A 19359-nucleotide genomic window follows, 5' to 3' on the forward strand; every position below is an offset into this window, starting at 1 on the left:
CACGCTGCCATGCGCCTGATTCTTATTTGTACTTAAACAATAAACAGATAGGCCAGCGGTATTGTAAGGTGTGTCATCACACTCATGTTCCTGGAAAAGAATCACAGAAGCCTCGTCTTATTCGTTGTCCGCATTGTATGACAGCTCTTGAAAAAATCAAAACGCGTGAAGGGTTTGAAATATACAAATGTAAGAAGAATGCCTGTCCATATTATCAACAACGTAAGCGTGAGATTCACAAAGACTCTTTTTTAAAAGCGACTTACTTAGCGAATCCTGAATCGATGAAATTGCACTATATTTATCGCGATTTTCAAAAAGAGTTTAAACCTTTAGACAAAGAAACACCTGTTAAGCCGACAGTTGATTTATCACGGATTCATCACTCCCAACATGTGGTTTCATTGGCTATGACTTATCACGTAAACTATGCGATGTCTTTGAGAAAAACGGCCGCTATCTTATACGACATTCATCAAGTGACGGTTTCACACCAGACGATTGCGAATTGGGCAGAAACGATTTCGCTGTGGGTTAAACCGTTCACTGAACACTATCCGTATGAATTATCTGACCAATTTTGTGGAGATGAGACGTACATTCGTATTAAAGGAAAATGGAACTATCTTATTTTCTTTTTCGATGCCATCAATAAAATCATCTTGTCTGATCATGTATCCGCTCATCGTGATACGGACGCAGCTATTGAAGCTTTGCGAGAAGCCTTGGTCAAAATCAATCTGGAAGAACGGGAAAACATTAACTTCATCGTTGACGGCAATCCCATTTACTTGCTTGCCCAACAATACTTTGCCAAGCATGATATTAAATTTGATATCACTCAAGTCATTGGCTTAACCAATGAAGACGAAGTTTCTCAAGAATACCGTTGGTTAAAACAAACGATTGAACGCTTAAATCGTTCATTTAAATCAGATTATAGAGTGACGAATGGCTTCAAAAGTATGAATGGTGCAGAAGTGCGTATTACATTGTTTACGACTTTTGATAATTTTTTGCGCCCACACCAGGCATTAGACTATAACATCCCTGTAGCTATTCCCGAGGTGCAAAAACAAGCTCACATGCCCGCCAAATGGTTAACACTCATTGAGTTAGCACAAGATTACGTGGAAAGTGTAGCCTGATTTGGCATCAGAGCCCAGAATCGCTTTAAAAGAGCTCAAATGACCGTAGAGTATTCGGCGGAGCGACCCCTTGACAAGCCGAACGTATGAATGGTTTAAACTGGTTAAAACAAGGGTGTCTTAGTCATGCCTTCATTTGTCTATCGTCGCCCTTGTATTTTTCAAATAAACCATTCATGTGTTTGTCAAGGGCGAATACTCCCACTAATGATAGTGAGAAATCATTTCTCTCTTATTTTTCTTTTGTTTTTCATAAAACTTTTTACACTACCTACGCTTTGTTACTTGATTATACTGTAAAAATACCGTACAATCAAGTCGGAGGTGAGTATATGTCTGACAAAGAACGCGTAGAAATACGTATGCCAAAAGTTATTCTAGAAAAAGTAGACGCATACCAAAAAGAAAATGGACTGCCTACAAGAACGGCAGCTATCCTTGAACTAATAAGAAAAGGTCTTGAGAAATAACTTCAAGCTATCGCTTGACCGACATTCATCTCCCACTTTCACTGGTGCTTCGTACCCATACGTTTAGAAGTGGGAGACTTCTTTCGGAATTACGTTAAAAAGAAAGCCATTGATATTGCCAATGCCCTGCTGGATAACGGGTACGAAGAAGGTCGGGCGATACCTATCGCAACAGACCAGGCGAAAGAATGGGCCGATAACGCCTCAGAAGATGAGATCCGTTCATTCAAATACAGTGATAATCCAGACAAGCAGGATCAGCATGACGACACAACAAATGAAAAGCTGCTGGACAATGATGTTCTGGTTTACTTTGAAGAAGAGGAATGGAAGGTACGGACGAAAGACGCCAAACGTTCTGACTCGACCTTTAACAGTAAAGATGAAGCAGTCAAACGAGCCAGAGAAATAGCAGATAATAAAGAATCGAACGTCATTACATTTACGAAAGACGGGAAACGGCAGTAACAGTTTTAACTCATATTAAAAAGCGCCTGAACCACGCAGGATATGATCTGCTGTGGTCAGGTGCTTTTTATCAACTCATTACTGTTACCGACTTAAGTTATTCTGATTCACGAAGAAGGGGCATACTCATACATCTTGGTCCACCACGACCGCGGGACAGCTCACTTGAGGGGATTTCGATCACCTTAATTCCATTTTTTCGTAGCAGTTCGTTGGAAACGTAGTTACGGTTATACGTGATAACCAATCCTGGTTTGATAGCTAACGTATTTGAGCCATCGTTCCACTGTTCTCTCGGCGCAGCGATCGGATCCCCTCCCCCACATGGGATGAGGTTGATTTCAGGCATATTCAGCACATCTTTCAGGAGATCAGTCAAGTCTGTATGATGTGAGACCTTGATCTGCCCTTCCACTTTAGAAGGTTCCAGCATATAGATCGACATTTTTTCGTCCAGATCCTGTATACCGGGATGAATCGTAAATGCATCTTTATCCACCATTGTAAATACTGTGTCCAGGTGCATCATTGCTCTGACATGTGGAATTTCGATTGCGAGGATCTTTCTGAACTTACTCTGCTTGTCAAATAGTGAATGAGCCAGTTCTTCGATGGCCCGTCCAGATGTGCGCTGGGAGACACCTATGGCAAGGACATCCTCACTTAAAACAAGGATATCTCCACCTTCGATCGTCGTATCCGAATTGCGGTCACGCCAAAGCGGCAGCTGATCCCCTTTAAAATCTGGATGATATCTGGCGATCGTTTCCATAAACAGTGACTCTCTTTTTCGGGCTTCGTAGGTCATTTTATTGATGGACATGCCTTTACCTAATGTGGAGGCAATGTCTCTCGTATAATAAAGATTAGGCATGGGCTGCATCAGAAACAGATCCTGATCCTGCCGATCGGTCAACCATCCAAGCGAACGAGACTGAATGTCAAGCTTATCCGTTCTTACTCCTGCCATCATCGTATCGACCATATCTTTCGTATTCATTGACAGCAAGTAGTCTGATAAGGTGTCTTTAACATCTTTGATGTATATACCTGACTCTTTGATTATCTGATCAACTAAAGTCTGATGCCCCTGTTGCGCATCAAGGGCTTCCGCCACCAGTTCTTCCAGGTAAACAACTTCAGATCCGTTGTCCTTCAAGGCTTCTGCAAATGCATCATGTTCCTGCTGTATGATCGGCAGATAAGGGATGTCATCAAAGAGCAAGTCTTCCATAGTTGAAGGAATAAGGTTTTCCACTTCCCGTCCTGGACGTTTTAATAGAACGGATTTCAGCGGATCGATTTCTGAATTGATATTGAATAGTCTTGGCATAGTGTCCTCCTGATAAGCTTTAGTATAGATATTTAAAATATAGTATAAATATTCATTCAAGTACAAATGGAAAGAGAAAAGATTGCTCTTCTCCCTTTCCTTCTTATTCTTCTACAAATACATCTGGTGATTCTGTATAGTCTGGTGCAAGAGCTACGTTTTCAGGTTTGTGTTCGTAGCGGATCGGTTCATTGTAACCATCATCTTCAGCCATTTTCTGTTCCAGCCACATTTCTGTCTCCATCAATGCCTCATCAAGATGATCGACTGCTTTGCTCTTAGTTTCCTGAGCCTTCGTTTTCAGTTGTCTCTGAAAGTCTTCTCCTGACTGTGGTGCAAAAAGATAAGCTGCTGCTGCTCCAGCTAAGGCACCCAATGCCATTCCTATTCCGAAACTACCTTTTGACATGCTGTTTTCCTCCTAGTTAGTAAGTGATTTTTCCAGTGACACAAGTTCTATGCAGGTACACAATGCTTCCATTGCAATTTCCAGATCATCTAGTTTGGCAAAACTTGGAGCCAGTCTGATGCTGTTATCCTTAGGATTGATGCCATAAGGGTATGCGGCATTTGCAGGAGTCAATTCGATCCCGATCGCTTTCATTTTTTCAACGGTATCTGTTGCACAACCGTCCTGAGTAGTCAGATGAATGAAATAGCCGCCTTCAGGTTTGGTCCACTGAACAAACGTGGATCGGTCTCCGGAAAAGTACGCAGAAAGAATCGTATCGACCCAGTCAAATTTAGGTGAAAGAATTTCAGCGTGCTTTTCCATGTGCTCCTCGATCGTTTCTCGGTCTTTCAGAAACAGGACATGGCGCATCTGATTGATTTTATCAAAACTGATGATCTGCTTACTGAACTCAAGAGCCAGTTCGTTGATGCGTGCTTCTGATGCACCCATAGCCGCTACGCCAGACCCGGGAAGTGTCATTTTAGAAGTAGACACATACTGTATCACCCGGTTCTCATTTCCAGCTTCTTTACACGCTTTCAGGAGATCTGCAGCTTCTTTCTTATGATCAGTCAAGTGGTGAACGACATACGCGTTGTCCCATAGGATAATGAAATCCTCGTAAGCCGTGAACATATTCGCCAGACGGGCGACTGACTTATCGGAAATCGTTTCTCCAGTCGGGTTATTGTATGTAGGCACTACAAACATCCCTTTTATCGCCGGATCCTGTGCAACCAGTTTTTCAACTGTTTCCATATCAGGACCCTGACCGGTCAGCTCGACCGGAATCATTTCTATACCTAGATGATCCAGCATGAACCAGTGCCTGTCGTATCCTGGACTCGGACAGATAAATTTGACCTTTTCTTCTTTTGACCACGAGTCTTTAGCTGTGTACATGAAGTGCACAAGTGTTGCATACATCAGCTGAAGACTGGAATTGCCTCCGACAAAGGTTTCCTCCACTTGTGTATTCAACAGGGTACCGAAAAGTTCCCGAGCTTCTTTTAGACCAAAGAGCCCTCCATAGTTTCTTATGTCAAGTTCATCTTCACTATACCAGTTTTCGATGCGTGTTTCAATTAATAAAGCTTCAGAAAGCTTCAACTGATCTGTTGAAGGGATCCCTCTGGCGATAGTGATGTCAAAGGGTCGATTTTTATACAGAGCATACTGAGATCTCAACTGCTCCAGACGTTCACTTATTTCTTCAATAGACATGACATTTCTCCTCTCGTTGCCCTGCACTTAGCAGAAAGCAGACTAGCTAGTCATCATTATACCTTATCTTAGAAGATTTTAAAAACGACGCATCAGTGCTGATAGTTGACTGACCCGCTCTCTACAAAACTTCCTGGATTTTGCGCACGCATTCATCATGATCATGCGCCCTTGCCGGACACTGATAGCGACCGAAAAAGATCATCCGGTGATGCGCAATACTCCATAGTTCTCGCGGCAGTTTTTCCATCAGGATCTCTTCGACTTGTTTGACTGTCGCTTTTTGAGAACAGATATTGAATCGTTTACTGATACGTTCCACATGGGTATCGACGGCAATAGCCGGTTCGTCAAAGGCCACACTCATGACGACATTGGCTGTTTTTCTGCCGACGCCAGCCAGACTTTCAAGTTCTTTGTGTGTTCTCGGCACTTCGCCGTTAAAGCGGACGACCAGGTCTTCTGAACATTTCTTTAAAAACTTAGCTTTATTGCGGTATAGTCCGATCGTCTTGATTTTGTCCATGATTTCTTCCACTTCAGCTTCCATCATCGCCTCAGGATTCGGATAAGCTTCAAATAGCTGGGGCGTCACTTTGTTTACTCCTACATCAGTAGTCTGTGCACTCAGTATGACAGCTATCAGCAGTTCGAAAGTATTTTTATGTGTCAGTTCAGCTTTCGCATCAGGGTACAAAACACCCATTGCCTCGATCAGTTTGGTGGTTTCGGTCGCATTCAGTAATTCTGGTTCTTTCATCCCAGCATTCTCTCCTTATTCTGTCGTCATGTTCTCAAGTATTGTCATTATTCTTCAGCCAGTTATACATCGGCACGGGTTTTTCTTCGTCATCATTTTCACTATCTGACGAATTGGTAGACTGATTCTGTCTGTGCCGTCTGGACTCTTTCTCGACCTGCTCTTTTGTGCGAATGTTTTTCTTTTCCCATGTCAGCAGGATCCTGTCGATGTATTTCAGGCTGTATACCTGGCTCAATACAGCTTCACGCAAAGCTGCTTCAATCAGGTCGATCGGGTAGTCATCTTCATTCAGCCACATATCAAGCGTCTGTATTTCTATTGCGGACAATCCTCTTCCGAATTCTTCTTCGAACAAACGGTAAAGATCTTTTGAAGACAGCTCTTCCTTTTCTTTCTTCACCGTTTTCGACTGTTCTTCCTGCAGGTAGACTAGTTTTTCGTATAACAGATCAAAAGAGAATTCATCCTGAGTCTTCCCCTCTTCATTTGTGCTGGTCTCTATTGTAATAATTTTTTTTGTCATCAGCTGGTGAATCGCTTTGTATGCTTCTTCTCTTGATACATCCAGTCGCTCTGCAAGTAGTTGACTGTCAGGAAAGCGCTGGCCGTTTTCAACTAGAGACAGAAGCTGAATGAGAACAACCAGATCAGTATGAGACAGACCAAGATCCTTATAATGCATCAGCAATGGATTAGGAATAATCGTCTGGCCAGCTTTAATCCATTTAATGAGGTCTTCAGCCATGTTCCGGCTCCTTTCTCCTTTATTATCATAATCGATGGGGTTCAATATTTAAAAAAAGGACTGGGTAAAATGCCCAATCCTTTTTATTGCGGTCACTGCTTCTTATGGATAAATACGGTTCAATAGACGTGGGAACGGTATGGCTTCACGGATATGTTCAGTTCCGCTGATCCAAGTCACCGTACGCTCTAGTCCCAGTCCGAAACCGGAATGAGGGACACTGCCGTATTTGCGCAGATCCAGATACCATTCATATTCACTGACGTCCAGGTCGAACGCTTCAAGCTGCTTACGCAGGGCATCATAGTCATCTTCACGCTGAGATCCCCCTATGATTTCGCCGTATCCTTCTGGAGCAATAAGGTCTGCACATAAGACGATATCTTCACGAGTCGGATGTGGCTTCATGTAAAATGGCTTGATTGCTTTCGGATAGTTCAGGATAAAGACAGGCTTATCGAACTGTTCAGCGATAAAAGTCTCTTCTGGTGATCCGAAGTCTTCTCCCCAGGTCACGTCAAAGTCATTTTTATTCAACAGCTCAACTGCTTCATCATAAGAGATTCTTGGATAAGGCAGAGCCGTGTATTTTTTAAGTAGGTCTTTATCACGCTCAAGAACATCCAGAGCTTGATCACAGTTATCCAGGACACTCTGGACAAGATAAGCGACATATTGTTCCTGAATTTCCAGAGAATCGTCCTGATCCATAAAGGCCATTTCAGGTTCAATCATCCAGAATTCGATCAGGTGACGACGGGTCTTGGATTTTTCTGCCCGGAAAGTCGGACCGAATGAAAAGACTTTGCCAAGAGCCATAGCTCCTGCTTCCATATACAGCTGTCCACTTTGAGACAGGAAGGCATCTCTGTCAAAGTATTCTGTGTGGAAGAGTTCAGTCGTGTTTTCTGCCGCACTACCAGTCAGGATTGGCGGATCGATTTTAGTAAAGCCTTCTTTATTGTAGAACTCATACGTTGCACGGATGATTTCATTTCTGACCTGCATCACTGCATGCTGCTTTGAAGATCGCAGCCACAAATGACGGTTATCCATAAGAAACTCGGTACCATGTTCTTTCGGCGTTATCGGATAATCAACTGACTCGCCGATCAATTCCAGGCTGTCGACATGTATTTCATAGCCGAATTTAGAACGTGTGTCTTCCTGAATTGTTCCTTCGACCCAGACGGAGCTTTCCTGCGTAATATTTTTAGCTGTCTGAAACACTTCCTCAGAAACTTCACTCTTAACAACAACCCCCTGGAAAAAGGCTGATCCGTCCCGTAGATTCAGAAAGGCAATTTTCCCGCTTGAACGCTTATTCGCAATCCATGCCCCAATTCTTACTTTCTCTCCGACATGCTTACTCGCTTCTATTATCTGTATCTTCTTCACGTTAATAATTCCCTTCCGATTTAAATATTATCAATGGTACGCAGCCATTCACCTGTCTGCAGATTGACGATATAATAGCCTAACCTGTCATTCTCGTTGCGGTAGCTGATTTCCCAGACCGGTGTATCGTCGATCATACCGATCCGTGCATTTAAAATCTTGACTGGATCTCTGGCTTCCCGAGTCATTCTAACTGCTTCCTCTTCAGAAATAGTATTTTCTGCAGAGAAAGAAGTGATCTGACCTCCATCTTGCTGAACGATATAAATACGTTCTTGTCCTTCTTCATTCGTTCCAGTCACCGTCAGGTAGGTTTCCGTTCCGTTAAACCAGTGAAAGTCCGATACCTGGTCCAGGTTCGTCCGTTCCCTGACAAATGCGACCGTATCTGCTTGTGCACGAGTAAACGTTGTGGTCGATCGCTGATATAAAACAATCGTTCCGATAATTATCAGACTCAATGTAATGGCGAGACCAATTATAATTTTTTTCACTTGTCTCTCCTCAATCTGTTTCCATTTATTTCAACTTCTCTAGTATAGCAAATGCCACTGGAGAAATAAATATCTGGGTCATTAATCTTTGCCTTCAGTTTGTCCGAAAAATGTCCGAGTTTCGTCTATGATCTTGTCAAGCGGATATTCTTCCAGCACCAGTCCTTCAGGCAGCGAGTCGGTAAATGCAGAGCCGTAACTCGAATCAATAATCCGTCTATCCAGAACAATCCAGATGCCTTTATCATGAACTGATCGGATCAGTCTGCCGATTCCCTGCTTGAACTTCATTACAGCTCTAGGTAGAAGGTCATGTACAAAGGGGTTCTGTCCCTGATCACTCAATAGCTGGTGCCTGTGCTTGACCAACGGCATATCTGGAGAATCGAACGGCAGTCGAGTCAAAATGACCAGTTTCAGTTCATCTTCTGGAAAATCTACCCCTTCCCAAAAACTGTCGGCCCCAAGCACGACTACTTCTCGTGCCTTTTTCACCTGCTTGGCTATTTTTAAAGGGGTGCCTGAAATGTTCTGTGCAAGGATAGTCTTTCGGTTCAATGTCGGACGATTTTTCAGAAGCTGATAGACGGCCTGAATCGTTTCCTGGGACCGGAAAAGGATCAGCGTGTTCTCATTGGTCTGTTTAAGTATGTCTTCAAGTTGTCCAGCCAGCTCGGAAGCATACGCACCTCGTTTTAAATGGCCGACTGCTGTCTGCTGATCTGGAACAAATAGTCTCCCTTGCTTCTGATAATCAAACACAGAATCAAAGCTGCTGAATTCAGCCTGCTCAAGACCGAGTGCCAGCTGAATATAGCTTGTCGATCCTTTAACAGACAGGGTGCTGCTCGTTAACACAAGATGATCGACTGCATGCAGCCTGTTCTGGAGCAGTTCTCTGCTTCCATGATTATACTTGTAGAATGTCAATGTACTCCACGGTGAGCGGGAATAAAACCTCATACCTGTCAGGCTGCCTTTTTCCTGCTTGAAAAAAAGTTCGGTAAATGTCTCAGATAAATGCTGAATACGGTCTATGACGAGCTGAAGACGAGACGCCAGTCGTCTGATTTCTTTAGGCATCGATTCTATTTCTGCTTCAAGCAGTTCAAGAATCTGATTGCCCATATAAATCGTTTCATCGATCGTAGCTTTTAACCGTTTATTATCTTTTTTCAATCCGACTGAAAGAGCATTTAATTCGATCTTATGATCTTTCCATTCGACAACTGTGTCGGAGTAGTCATCTGACTGACGAATGCGGGCGATCCATGAGTCGGACCATTCCTGCCATTCTTCATTTAGGATATGAGCCGCTGACTCCAGAAATCTGATCTGATAATCTTTAACAGGACTATCCGCTGCCGCATCCAGCTGATTAAGAATGGAATCTTCTTTGTCGAGTGATCCAATCTGCTTGAGATCCTTGACGAGTGAACTGACTCTTAATGAAAGTGTAGCACTCTGATCAATGACATCCGGTAAATGATGGGCTTCGTCAATAATGACAGTCCCACCTTGAATAATAGGCTGAGCCTTTTTCCAGTCAGCCAGCAGATAGGCATGATTGGCTATGATGATCGCTGATTCTTCGAGACGTCTGTTTCTACGGTGTAAGAACTCATACGATTCAAAAACAGGAAGAGGAGTCAGGCGTTCTGAGGGTCGAATATCCTTCCAGAATGCATGAGCCATATGTGCTCCGGACCCGATTTCTTCAAGGTCACCCTCGGTTGTTTCAGTCAGCCAAACTAGTATTTTCATGCAGAAAATGGCTTCTGTATGAGTAGCTGCTGTGTTTCTCCATTTTCTGTAAAAAGCTGAAAGTGAAAGATAATGAAACTCACTCTTGGCTACAGCTACTGCTTTGGAGAACGGCATCTTCTGATTGAGCACAGGAACGATATCGGCTGAAAGCTGCTTTTGAAGAATTTTAGTATAAGTAGAAATGATTATTTTATTCTCTTTTGAAGCTAAGTAGTAAGATGGAAAAAGGTAACCATACGTTTTTCCGGAACCCGGAGCAGCCTCAATGAGCTGTGTATAGTTTGGAGTATCTTTTTTCAAGTAATTGAATAAGGTATTCATCATCTCAGACTGGCCGCTTCGCCAGTCAAGACCGATCTGAGATAAAACAGACCTTTTCTCCTCTTCCTTATAGGGATAGACAGGCTGTTTTCTGTACTGTTCCTGAACAGTCGGACTGATGGGCTTCTTGATAGCCATATCCCCCACAATCATAAGAGAGTCACTTAAGTCACAGGGATTCTTCATCATATCATCAAGAGCATCTCTGAAAAACAAAGCCGTTTCAGCTGTAGTACTGGGTGAAAGGTCTGCGAGAGACTCAATAGTAATCAGAGGAAGGCTTCTGACTTTGTCATCCAGTTTATTCAAAAGAAATACCGTTGCTTCTGCATCAGATAACGCGTTATGGGCGTGCTCAAGTGTATAGCCAAGGGATGCAGTCAACTCCTTGAGCTGGTAACTGTCCTCAGAAGGATAAAGGATCTGAGCCAGCTCTACTGTATCAACAGCCGGTATACTGAGCGGTTTTAAACCGGCTCTTTCAAGACATTCATTTAGAAACTGAAAATCAAACCCTACATTATGTGCAACGAAAATCGTGTCTTCCAGCAGGTGTCGGATCACATGAGCGATGTCTTCGAAATATGGTGCAGTCGCCAGATCCTGAGTGGTAATTCCTGTCAGGTCTCTGATGGTTCTGCTGACCTTGCGTGAAGGGTTGACGAATGTATCGAAAGACTGAATGATGTCACCGTTTCTGACCAGAACACAGGCGAACTGGATCATTCTTTCATCTCGACCGATACTGGCACCCGTCGCTTCGATATCGACGACAGCGTATAACTGATCTTTTTTCATAAGCCCCCTCTTTTCTATCTCTTCATACTGGCGTAAAATCGTCAAATGTATTTATTTTCTTTGAGCCAGTTTAGAATAGGCCCGGTTTTATTTTCAACAGCACCCAAAACCACAGCTTTTTCAGCAACTTGAATCGCTTCTCCGAGCCATGGCCCACCTCTACTGTCCGTTTCTTCCATGATAATCCGTCCGTTTACGGCCAGTTCTTCACGTGACTGGATAGGCAGTGTAAGAATAAGGCGTGCAGCAGTACGCTTATCGAATGGAAGATTCAGCATCTGTAAAAGATCTTCCGCCTCCCAGATTAATGGTGGAGTATAAGTGTAGACAATATAATGATTCAACGGGTAGTGATGGCGGTATAATATCAGTTCCAGCAATTTGACGCTGTCAGTAATCAACTGGTTGGAGAGACGCCAATATTTAAGGAAGGCCGTTGCTTCTTTGGAATCATTTATTCCCATGAAATAAAGCAGCAATGCCCAGACATGCCGCTCTTTCTTAAGTGGTTTGGAAATAAGTGAGAAGCGTCTCAGCGCTACTTTTCCGTACTTCATACCAGGGCAATGGGCATAAAGACTTGTTGCAAAAAAGGCTTCCATCCCCTGGAGGACATACTCTCCCATAGCCATTTTTACAAATTCCACCTGAATACGCTCGACGGCAATGTTTTCAAGCAGGTGCGCATTAACCACAATCGCATAAAACGTATCAGCCTCAAGCTGAAAGCCGAGCTGAGAGGCAAATCGAACCGCCCGCATCATCCGCAGGGCATCTTCGTGGAACCGTTCTTCGGGCTTGCCTACTGCACGGATGATCTGTTCCTTCAGATCACGCTCCCCGTCAAAGAAATCCTGGATGTTTCCTTTGTTATCCATTGCGAAAGCATTGATTGTCAGGTCACGTCGCTTCAAGTCTTCTTCTAAAGAGCGCACAAAAGTGACCGAATCAGGACGTCTGTAATCTTGATACGTCGATTCGGTCCGAAATGTAGTAACTTCATAACTTTCATCGTCCAGCAGCACCATGACTGTTCCATGCTCGATTCCTACATCAACAGTCCGTTTGAACAGCCGTTTAATTTCTTCAGGAAAGGCACTCGTTGCAATATCAACGTCATTGACTGTTTTTCCAAGGAGGGCATCTCTGACACTGCCTCCGACGAAGTATGCTTCAAAACCCGCAGCCTGAAGTGTCTCCAGAACGGGCAGAGCTTTCTCGAATTCTCCTTTTACTGGTACTTTCAAGGTCATATATACGGGGTACAAATCAGTGACGCATTCTACCCCTTCTCTCCTTTATCACTTAACTGTCTGCTTCGTTCCTGCCATCATGACGTTCGAAACGGTACGCATCTCTACTTTGAAACTTGTCCATGATGGCGTCGAACGAATCAGATAGGTCGATATCTAAAGAGTTGGCAAGACTGATCAGAACGAACAGGACATCGCCAAGCTCTTCTTCGACCCTTTTTTCCTCTTCGGACTCTTTTTTCTGTTTTTCACCATACCGATGATTAACTTCTCTTGCCAGTTCGCCCACTTCTTCAGTCAAACGAGCAAGCTGCCCTAAAGGAGTAAAATATCCAGTCTTGAACTGACTGATATAGTCATCAACCTGTTTCTGCATGTCTGTCATATCAGTCATCTGTTAACTCCTCTATTTAAAGGTTTTAGGAGGACGAGACACCGTTCTCCATTTTTTCTTCGATATGTTTTAGTTCTTCTGCCAGGGAGTAAAAATCGTCCCGGTTATCTGTTTCAAGTGCACGATCGATATCTTCCAGCACCTGCTCACGCTGTTTCTGAAGATAAAAGGTGTCGACCGCTTCGTCGACCTGTTCATCGATCTCGGAAGTCATGCGATCGTTCCATTTTGCATAAGGGTTGTCTTCGAGAATTGCTGCATATTCAGGTGACAGCAGCGAATCCTGGAAAAGCAGTTCGATATACAAGTCTGTATGCCAGTTCAGCCTGACTTCGTGGAAAGCTTGCTCAGGGTGGTCATATTCCTGACCATCCTTATAGAACCGGAACGCTTCATCTTCTGTACCAACAGTCGCCATTCTTATTCCACGAGGAGTTTTGTTCGCTTCTTCTACAAACTTGGTCTTGTTGAGTACAATGTCATGATTGAGTAAATAGTTTAAAATCCACATCGATTCTCTGCGTTTCATCTGATAGCGCTGCAAAAACCACTTGAGAAATTTCTTCTTGTCTTTTAACTGTACGCGACTATACATGTAAACTCCCCTCCTTTTCTATGCTCACTTATAGTATACCAAAATTAAAGCGTGTCTTCATACTTAATCCACTCACGCACTTCCAAATCATCCGGTTTCAGTTCAAGGTAACGTCTGGCCGTATTAATAAAGCCGGCTCTATCTCCATCTTCACGAAGGAATACGGCATAATCTTTCAGGAAGTCAGCATTGTCACTCAGATACACTGCTGCCTTATCATAGTAATCTCTTGCTTCTTCAAAGGCTTCTTCTTCATTATAAGCAATAGCCGCATACCAGAACAGCTGAGGATCTTCTTCTCCACTTTCAAGGACCGGTTCAAACACAGCAAGTGCTTCTTCAAAATCCTGCTGCCCGAAGAGAACTTGCACATATTCCAGAATCATTGTGATATTATCAGGGTCAAGCCCGATTGCTTCCTGATAAAACTGACGTGCCTTGTCCGAATCTCCAAGAATCTTGGCTGCTTCTGCACCCATCGCATACAAGGAGGCATTCTGCCGGTCGTAAAAGAGTCCTTCTTCCACTTGTTCCAGCGCACGTTTTTCATCAGCCAGTTCAAGAAATCCTTTGGCCAGATAACTGTAGACTGACGTATAACTCGGGTCCAGTTCCTTCACTTTAAAGAAATGACTGTTTGCCGTATCGTAGTCCTTTTTCTGAAAATACACGAGACCGAGCTGGAAAAGATGATCGCTCGTCTCCTGCAGCTCAACAGCTTCTTTTAAGTAGTCTACAGCAGAATCCAAGTCTCCAATCGCTGCATAAGCATTTCCCAGACGCCCATTGAGACTGGTCCCAGCAAATTCAATATGGTTCTTGACGATCAGTTTTTCGTAATGTGTAATGGCTTCTTTATACTTTCCACTGGCAAAAAGCAGTTCTCCCAGTGCGAATTCGATTACCGGTTCTTCAGGCAGCAAAGTTCTTGCTTCTTCAAGCTTCTGTCTCGCTACTTCCGGTAGGTCCAGCACTTGATAGTAGTCCGCTGAAACCAGAAGCGCCTGGACATAATATGGACTGTCCTTATCAACTTTTTCGATCCACTCAAAGGCTTCCAGTTCATTGCCTTCTTCGATTGCTATCTCAGCCAAGGTCAGTTTCAGCCCCTCTTCATCGGGATGTGCTGTCAGCAGATGCTGCACGACCTGCTTCGTTTCATTCAAAAAACCCAGATCGAATAAGGTTTCAACTAGTGCAAACAAATCTTCATCCGAATCGTCTGCAATTGCCCGATCCAGCAAAAGTTCTGCCTTTTCGAGTTCTTCGTTCTGAAGTGCGTCGATCATTTCTTTTGAGTACGACATCCTGACATCCCTTCTTTCCTGTCTCTTTTTATTATCTTATCATATCTAAAGGTTGATTTACTATATCAAAAAACAGTTCAAACCAGGTAAGGGTTCAAACTGTTTCTCGGCTTACTGTCCAGCATCTTTATGATAATACACGTCAATTAGAACACTCCCGCTCAAAAGATCTTCGCTTTCTCTCTGATAGGAGAGCTGATAGCTGTTTAAGAGTCGGTCCTGCTGATTCATGGTGGCCAGCATGCCTCTAATATTAGAGGCTTCTGAGCTTTCGAATTCAATCTGATAAACTGAATGAACATACCGGTCATTGAGTCCTTCAACAGGCTGCTCGTCGTTCAGGCGTGAGATCTGACGCAGTTTGACGTCATTTGACTCTGCCGCAGACTGGATCAGGACAATGACTTCGTTGATCGTTTCTCCTTCAGGAATGAAGCGCGATGAGTCAGCATAAGCCTCTTCCAGCTCATTAAGATTCTGTTCAGAAGGCGGGAAAGCATTCAGGAGCGATTCCTGCTCACTCATGAACAGGAGTGGTTTGACTTTAAATAACATAATGATTCCCCCAGAAGGTATTCAAGGCAATCTGACAAATTAAGTAAACACTGTTAAAACAAAGAAATATACCAGCCTATCAATGGTTCTCCAATAAAGAAAACAATCAGTGCCGCCAGCCCGATATATGGTCCGAAAGCGATACGAGACTTCCTGCCGAGGCGTTTGACCTTCATTGTAATGAGCCCCCCTACACTGCCGAACAAAGTAGATAGAAAGAACAAAAGCAGAAAGTGATATAATCCAAAAACAAAACCGAACAAGGTAAAGTACTTCAGATCACCAACACCCATGCCGCCTTTAGAGACTAAGATAATTATCAAAACGAGGATGAAGGCGACGGCTGCTCCGATACCTGACATGTAAAAAGGGTTAAGCGGAAAAAACAGACGGTACATCAGAAACAGCGGACTGAAAAAGATCAGGAGCCTGTTTGGTATCCGTTTGTATTCAATGTCCGATACAGTTATTGGAATGATTAGACTGATTAGAAGCAGGCCAAGGATCATTCGGTTAGTGAATCCGAAGAAAAAGTAATTTAACGCAAATAATATGCCGGTCGCCAGTTCCATCAGTGGATAGATTAGAGAGATATGTTCATGGCATCCTCGACACTTCCCCTTTTGAATAAGATATGAGAAAACCGGGATCAGCTCTTTCCAGCTCAGTGTCCGCTGGCACGTATCACAGTATGACCGCTTTTCACTGAAAAGGGACTTTGCAGGAACTCGTAGACCCACCACGTTGAAAAACGAGCCGAAGATCAAGCCATATAAAAAGAAAACCACTATAAAAAATATGTCCATTATTTACTCCTATGTAGTAAGACCTAAAAGAGTCCTTAGGCGCTCAGTAATTTTTATTAAGACCAAAAATCCTGCCTGTCGCCCATGAAGCTCATTGATGATTCTAAATCGATCAATATCCAGCATAAATATGGCTACTTCCACGTCAGCATCTCTCGTCGTATGTAAAGACAAGCGTTCCTGGAAATCTTTCATTAGTTTCACTCTGTTCGGAAGCTTTGTAAGCATGTCGAAGTATTTGACTTGATTCAACTAATGTTTTTTCTTCTCTATTTCCTGTATCCACTCAGATTTCTTTCCTCTAGATGAAAACAGCTTGTTTTTCAGTTTCTGAATCCAGTCATTAGCTGTAGCTTTTTCATTCTGATCGTCTGGAAACTTAAGCGGATCACTTACGATTGAGTAAATGTATGGTGCCTTGAAAAAGTTTTTAGTTGCAATAAACAAGATGCCTAGTACAACTAAGACAAAGAAATACTCTATTAAAAGGAATCTATTCAATTGTCCTGTCATGATTTCAGTGGCCCATCCAGAGATGATTGTAATACGATTCTGTGCTCCTTTTACATAACCAGCTCAACAGCTCGATAATTATGCAGTTTAATACGTATATTGTATAACTAGGTATAGTTTATCATACTTTTATCATTAAATATCTAGATAATTTAAAAATTAATCTTACTAACGTACTATTTATTTGTTCCTCTATACTATATGCATTTTAATTACTGATAACAGACTCCAGTTCTTTAACTTGAAGCGTTATTTCGTGAATGTCCTGAGATATCTGAGCAATATCATTGGAAGTCGTTCCTGTTGATGCTGAAATTTCTTCTGTCTTCTCCGGCACGTGCTGCCTCAATTGAAGCATTCAAGGCCAGTAAATTGGTCTTTTCAGAAATTTCCTGTATTGCTTTCAGTATTTTCTCTACATCCTGGACATTTCCATCCACTTTTCCAATATTATCTTTCAACCTATTGAAAGAATCTACGGTCTCGTTCCAAGTGTCGTTTACATGTCCCATTTTGCGGTCGTTTTCTCCCAGAGCCAGCACAGTACTATCGGCATGCATCCCGACTTCCTGCATGTTTGATGAAATCGCATTGACATGTTCTGACAGCTCGTCCATAAGCTTAACCGTATTCTGAGTGTCCGCAGTCTGCTGAGCACTGGAGTGAGCAATGCTCTGAATCGTTTCTGATACTTCTTCTGTCGCATTTTTTGTCTGTTCAGTAATTTCTGCCAGATCAGATGCGAGTTCATCTACTGATTTAGCTTACCCTGAATATCATAGATAACATTCTGGAACGTTGAAACAGCCGCATTGAAACTCCACCCGATCTGATGGAGCTCGTGTCCATTTTCTTTAATCTCTGCTTTTCTGTTCTTTGATTTTTTGCTTGACTTGTTTTTCGATTTCAGTGAGGTTATGCGGGTTCTTAAATCCCCTTCTTCTATCCCACGAAGCGCTGAGCGGATGATCTGTGTGATCGACACAAAATAATTTGACATCAGAAGTGACAGAATTACAGCTCCTAAGATACTTATCCCAAGAACCCATAAACTTCTGTTCAGGAACAGATTGTTCTCTGCAGCCATCTCATCAGACGTCACTGCCCCGTATACAATCAGATTCATGTCCGGAACTCGTTCATAATATATTGGAAATGTACGGTTATTGAAATCATTGAAGATTTCACCGGACATGTCAGTGGCTTCAAGGAATATACTCTGGTTGCTCACGTCCTGACCAGATAAAGTGGGATCCTGTGTGAACTGCCAGTAGCCTGCTTCTGTTATGACAAACGGATACCCTGTTTCTCCGATCTGACTACTGTCGATGACAGCTGCGATACTCGCCATGTCCATTTGAAGACCTAGTATTCCAGTTTCTCCGTTTTCCTGATCGATGGTCATAGCCGCAGCCATAGTGGTAGCTCCTGAGACCACATCCGTATATGGCTCAGAGAAATAGACATCTCCACTAGCTTCTGTCGCACCAGAAAGCCAGTTCTGTGATACTGCCTCAAGATCCTGTTGTTCAATTGTCCAGACAGCTTCCTGACCAGGAATAAAGAAGAAGACATCGCTTATGTATTGTGACGCTGAACGAACAATTTCCATCAGCTGGTTCAGCTGCGTTTCATCTTCCAGTTCAGTTAATTGAGATACTTCCTCAAGTTCAGCTAGTGCCTGCAGACCAGCGGTTGCTTCAGATCCTGCATCTTCCATAAGAGTAACGATCTGACTAGTTGCTTGTTGTTGCTCTCTAAGGACACGTCTGGTTACAGACTGATCCATTTGATAGTACAGTGCAGCTGATACAATCAGTATGGGAACAAACACCAACGTTGTAAATAAAAGAATAAAACGCAACCGCAAAGATTTCTTCTTTGGTTCATTATTAATTTTCCTATTTCTTTTCTTGCCTGATATCTTTTTCACTCTAATCCCTCTTTCAAATATTGTGCATACTTTCTCATTATCGGATTAGGGTCTGAAAAATTAATAGCTAAAATTTAAAAATTATTCTTATTTTATAATTAAGAGTCTTATATAATTGAACCAATTTCATAACTAACTTTTTAAAAAAGGAAACACTCGTCTAATTTCAAAATGACTATTTTTTAAAAATTACACGGCTATTTCTTTTCTGTTCTTTCTCTCAGCTAACCGTTGGTTTGCATAGGTTCGTGCATTGTATGCCAGTTGAATCAAACGATAAAAAGCATTGGCATGATCGGCTTTATAAAAGCGTGTAGCATTGAGTTGATAGGCATCTTTTAAGTAAGCGTTGACTCGCTCGACACTGCTTCGCTCATTGTAGATACGCTGCCAAGCTTGTGTGCCTCTTGCGGGATGATTGTACTTTCTGGCATCATCCATTTGTTTTACCTTATAGACTTTTTGACACAGCCCCGCATTTTTTAAGGGGCATTCCCGGCAATGGGCTTCTGGTCGAACATACTTGAGGGCACCATAACGTTTATCATAGCTGTCGTACTTATAGCTGTGTTCACGAAAACAGGTAGGGGCATAATGGTCATCAACTTCCCCATTATGTT

22 protein-coding genes are annotated in these 19359 nt (G+C 42.8%); 3 read left to right on the top strand and 19 right to left on the bottom strand.

All coding sequences use genetic code 11. The annotated features are described in order from the left end of the window. The 3 genes from ACYQ4S_RS07195 to ACYQ4S_RS07205 all read left to right on the top strand — a co-directional run. On the top strand, positions 1 to 1148 hold a 1148-nt coding region (locus tag ACYQ4S_RS07195), incomplete at its 5' end, for an IS6 family transposase (RefSeq protein WP_459770277.1). Between the two features lie 332 nt (positions 1149 to 1480). Continuing rightward, the gene (locus ACYQ4S_RS07200) at positions 1481 to 1618 is read left to right on the top strand and encodes a ribbon-helix-helix domain-containing protein (RefSeq protein ID WP_170068874.1); all 138 of its coding nucleotides are present in this window, start codon (positions 1481 to 1483) and stop codon (positions 1616 to 1618) included. Positions 1619 to 1687: 69 nt separating this feature from the next. Further along, complete coding sequence (locus ACYQ4S_RS07205) at positions 1688 to 2086, top strand: DUF2188 domain-containing protein (protein ID WP_459770279.1); 399 nt, start codon at positions 1688 to 1690, stop codon at positions 2084 to 2086. Between the two features lie 97 nt (positions 2087 to 2183). Here the strand turns inward: ACYQ4S_RS07205 and arcA are convergent, their stop codons facing one another. The 19 genes from arcA to ACYQ4S_RS07300 all read right to left on the bottom strand — a co-directional run. Beyond that, positions 2184 to 3419 (bottom strand): arginine deiminase, encoded by a 1236-nt coding sequence (gene arcA / locus ACYQ4S_RS07210; protein ID WP_459770281.1) that lies wholly within the window; start codon positions 3417 to 3419, stop codon positions 2184 to 2186. A gap of 103 nt (positions 3420 to 3522) precedes the next feature. After that, the gene (locus ACYQ4S_RS07215) at positions 3523 to 3828 is read right to left on the bottom strand and encodes a YtxH domain-containing protein (RefSeq protein WP_459770283.1); all 306 of its coding nucleotides are present in this window, start codon (positions 3826 to 3828) and stop codon (positions 3523 to 3525) included. 12 nt (positions 3829 to 3840) lie between these two features. Next, positions 3841 to 5097: an aminotransferase class I/II-fold pyridoxal phosphate-dependent enzyme gene (locus tag ACYQ4S_RS07220; RefSeq protein ID WP_346024778.1), complete on the bottom strand. Its 1257-nt coding sequence runs from the start codon at positions 5095 to 5097 to the stop codon at positions 3841 to 3843. A gap of 121 nt (positions 5098 to 5218) precedes the next feature. Then, positions 5219 to 5857 (bottom strand): endonuclease III, encoded by a 639-nt coding sequence (gene nth / locus ACYQ4S_RS07225; RefSeq protein ID WP_346024779.1) that lies wholly within the window; start codon positions 5855 to 5857, stop codon positions 5219 to 5221. Positions 5858 to 5891: 34 nt separating this feature from the next. Continuing rightward, positions 5892 to 6605, bottom strand: coding sequence for a DnaD domain protein (locus ACYQ4S_RS07230; protein WP_459770285.1), 714 nt, complete (start codon positions 6603 to 6605; stop codon positions 5892 to 5894). A 102-nt stretch (positions 6606 to 6707) separates the two neighbouring features. Then, positions 6708 to 8003, bottom strand: coding sequence for an asparagine--tRNA ligase (gene asnS, locus ACYQ4S_RS07235; protein ID WP_459770286.1), 1296 nt, complete (start codon positions 8001 to 8003; stop codon positions 6708 to 6710). Between the two features lie 20 nt (positions 8004 to 8023). Next, positions 8024 to 8497: a cell wall elongation regulator TseB-like domain-containing protein gene (locus tag ACYQ4S_RS07240; RefSeq protein WP_459770288.1), complete on the bottom strand. Its 474-nt coding sequence runs from the start codon at positions 8495 to 8497 to the stop codon at positions 8024 to 8026. An 81-nt stretch (positions 8498 to 8578) separates the two neighbouring features. Continuing rightward, the gene (locus tag ACYQ4S_RS07245) at positions 8579 to 11383 is read right to left on the bottom strand and encodes a helicase C-terminal domain-containing protein (protein WP_459770289.1); all 2805 of its coding nucleotides are present in this window, start codon (positions 11381 to 11383) and stop codon (positions 8579 to 8581) included. A 41-nt stretch (positions 11384 to 11424) separates the two neighbouring features. Beyond that, positions 11425 to 12636 (bottom strand): CCA tRNA nucleotidyltransferase, encoded by a 1212-nt coding sequence (locus ACYQ4S_RS07250; protein WP_346024784.1) that lies wholly within the window; start codon positions 12634 to 12636, stop codon positions 11425 to 11427. A 52-nt stretch (positions 12637 to 12688) separates the two neighbouring features. After that, positions 12689 to 13030: a nucleotide pyrophosphohydrolase gene (locus tag ACYQ4S_RS07255; RefSeq protein ID WP_170230997.1), complete on the bottom strand. Its 342-nt coding sequence runs from the start codon at positions 13028 to 13030 to the stop codon at positions 12689 to 12691. A gap of 25 nt (positions 13031 to 13055) precedes the next feature. After that, positions 13056 to 13625, bottom strand: a complete 570-nt coding sequence (locus ACYQ4S_RS07260; protein ID WP_459770292.1) for a ReoY family proteolytic degradation factor — start codon at positions 13623 to 13625, stop codon at positions 13056 to 13058. A 44-nt stretch (positions 13626 to 13669) separates the two neighbouring features. After that, on the bottom strand, positions 13670 to 14932 hold the full coding sequence (locus tag ACYQ4S_RS07265) for a tetratricopeptide repeat protein (RefSeq protein WP_459770294.1): 1263 nt from the start codon (positions 14930 to 14932) through the stop codon (positions 13670 to 13672). 111 nt (positions 14933 to 15043) lie between these two features. Continuing rightward, positions 15044 to 15487, bottom strand: coding sequence for a hypothetical protein (locus ACYQ4S_RS07270; RefSeq protein WP_459770296.1), 444 nt, complete (start codon positions 15485 to 15487; stop codon positions 15044 to 15046). A gap of 53 nt (positions 15488 to 15540) precedes the next feature. After that, positions 15541 to 16293 (bottom strand): prepilin peptidase, encoded by a 753-nt coding sequence (locus tag ACYQ4S_RS07275; RefSeq protein ID WP_459770298.1) that lies wholly within the window; start codon positions 16291 to 16293, stop codon positions 15541 to 15543. A gap of 9 nt (positions 16294 to 16302) precedes the next feature. Continuing rightward, positions 16303 to 16545 carry a diguanylate cyclase domain-containing protein gene (locus ACYQ4S_RS07280; protein WP_459770299.1) on the bottom strand — a complete coding sequence of 81 codons (243 nt, stop codon included), beginning with the start codon at positions 16543 to 16545 and terminating at the stop codon, positions 16303 to 16305. Further along, complete coding sequence (locus tag ACYQ4S_RS07285; RefSeq protein ID WP_459770301.1) at positions 16546 to 16806, bottom strand: hypothetical protein; 261 nt, start codon at positions 16804 to 16806, stop codon at positions 16546 to 16548. Between the two features lie 284 nt (positions 16807 to 17090). Further along, positions 17091 to 17423, bottom strand: coding sequence for a methyl-accepting chemotaxis protein (locus ACYQ4S_RS07290; protein ID WP_459770302.1), 333 nt, complete (start codon positions 17421 to 17423; stop codon positions 17091 to 17093). Between the two features lie 134 nt (positions 17424 to 17557). Next, positions 17558 to 18739, bottom strand: a complete 1182-nt coding sequence (locus ACYQ4S_RS07295) for a cache domain-containing protein (RefSeq protein ID WP_459770304.1) — start codon at positions 18737 to 18739, stop codon at positions 17558 to 17560. A 189-nt stretch (positions 18740 to 18928) separates the two neighbouring features. Beyond that, positions 18929 to 19359 (bottom strand): transposase (locus ACYQ4S_RS07300; protein WP_459770305.1); only part of this gene is annotated, 431 nt, incomplete at its 5' end.

Source organism: Alkalibacterium sp. s-m-28, assembly GCF_054658175.1.

Excerpts from the sequence above, each read along its gene's own strand:
- ACYQ4S_RS07245 (WP_459770289.1), bottom strand. The coding sequence starts at position 11,383 with ATGAAAAAAGATCAGTTATACGCTGTCGTCGATATCGAAGCGACGGGT.
- ACYQ4S_RS07230 (WP_459770285.1), bottom strand. The coding sequence starts at position 6,605 with ATGGCTGAAGACCTCATTAAATGGATTAAAGCTGGCCAGACGATTATT.
- ACYQ4S_RS07220 (WP_346024778.1), bottom strand. The coding sequence starts at position 5,097 with ATGTCTATTGAAGAAATAAGTGAACGTCTGGAGCAGTTGAGATCTCAG.
- ACYQ4S_RS07265 (WP_459770294.1), bottom strand. The coding sequence starts at position 14,932 with ATGTCGTACTCAAAAGAAATGATCGACGCACTTCAGAACGAAGAACTC.
- ACYQ4S_RS07250 (WP_346024784.1), bottom strand. The coding sequence starts at position 12,636 with ATGACCTTGAAAGTACCAGTAAAAGGAGAATTCGAGAAAGCTCTGCCC.
- ACYQ4S_RS07285 (WP_459770301.1), bottom strand. The coding sequence starts at position 16,806 with ATGACAGGACAATTGAATAGATTCCTTTTAATAGAGTATTTCTTTGTC.
- nth (WP_346024779.1), bottom strand. The coding sequence starts at position 5,857 with ATGAAAGAACCAGAATTACTGAATGCGACCGAAACCACCAAACTGATC.
- ACYQ4S_RS07275 (WP_459770298.1), bottom strand. The coding sequence starts at position 16,293 with ATGGACATATTTTTTATAGTGGTTTTCTTTTTATATGGCTTGATCTTC.
- arcA (WP_459770281.1), bottom strand. The coding sequence starts at position 3,419 with ATGCCAAGACTATTCAATATCAATTCAGAAATCGATCCGCTGAAATCC.
- ACYQ4S_RS07270 (WP_459770296.1), bottom strand. The coding sequence starts at position 15,487 with ATGTTATTTAAAGTCAAACCACTCCTGTTCATGAGTGAGCAGGAATCG.
- ACYQ4S_RS07260 (WP_459770292.1), bottom strand. The coding sequence starts at position 13,625 with ATGTATAGTCGCGTACAGTTAAAAGACAAGAAGAAATTTCTCAAGTGG.
- ACYQ4S_RS07255 (WP_170230997.1), bottom strand. The coding sequence starts at position 13,030 with ATGACTGATATGACAGACATGCAGAAACAGGTTGATGACTATATCAGT.
- ACYQ4S_RS07200 (WP_170068874.1), top strand. The coding sequence starts at position 1,481 with ATGTCTGACAAAGAACGCGTAGAAATACGTATGCCAAAAGTTATTCTA.
- ACYQ4S_RS07290 (WP_459770302.1), bottom strand. The coding sequence starts at position 17,423 with ATGGACGAGCTGTCAGAACATGTCAATGCGATTTCATCAAACATGCAG.
- ACYQ4S_RS07215 (WP_459770283.1), bottom strand. The coding sequence starts at position 3,828 with ATGTCAAAAGGTAGTTTCGGAATAGGAATGGCATTGGGTGCCTTAGCT.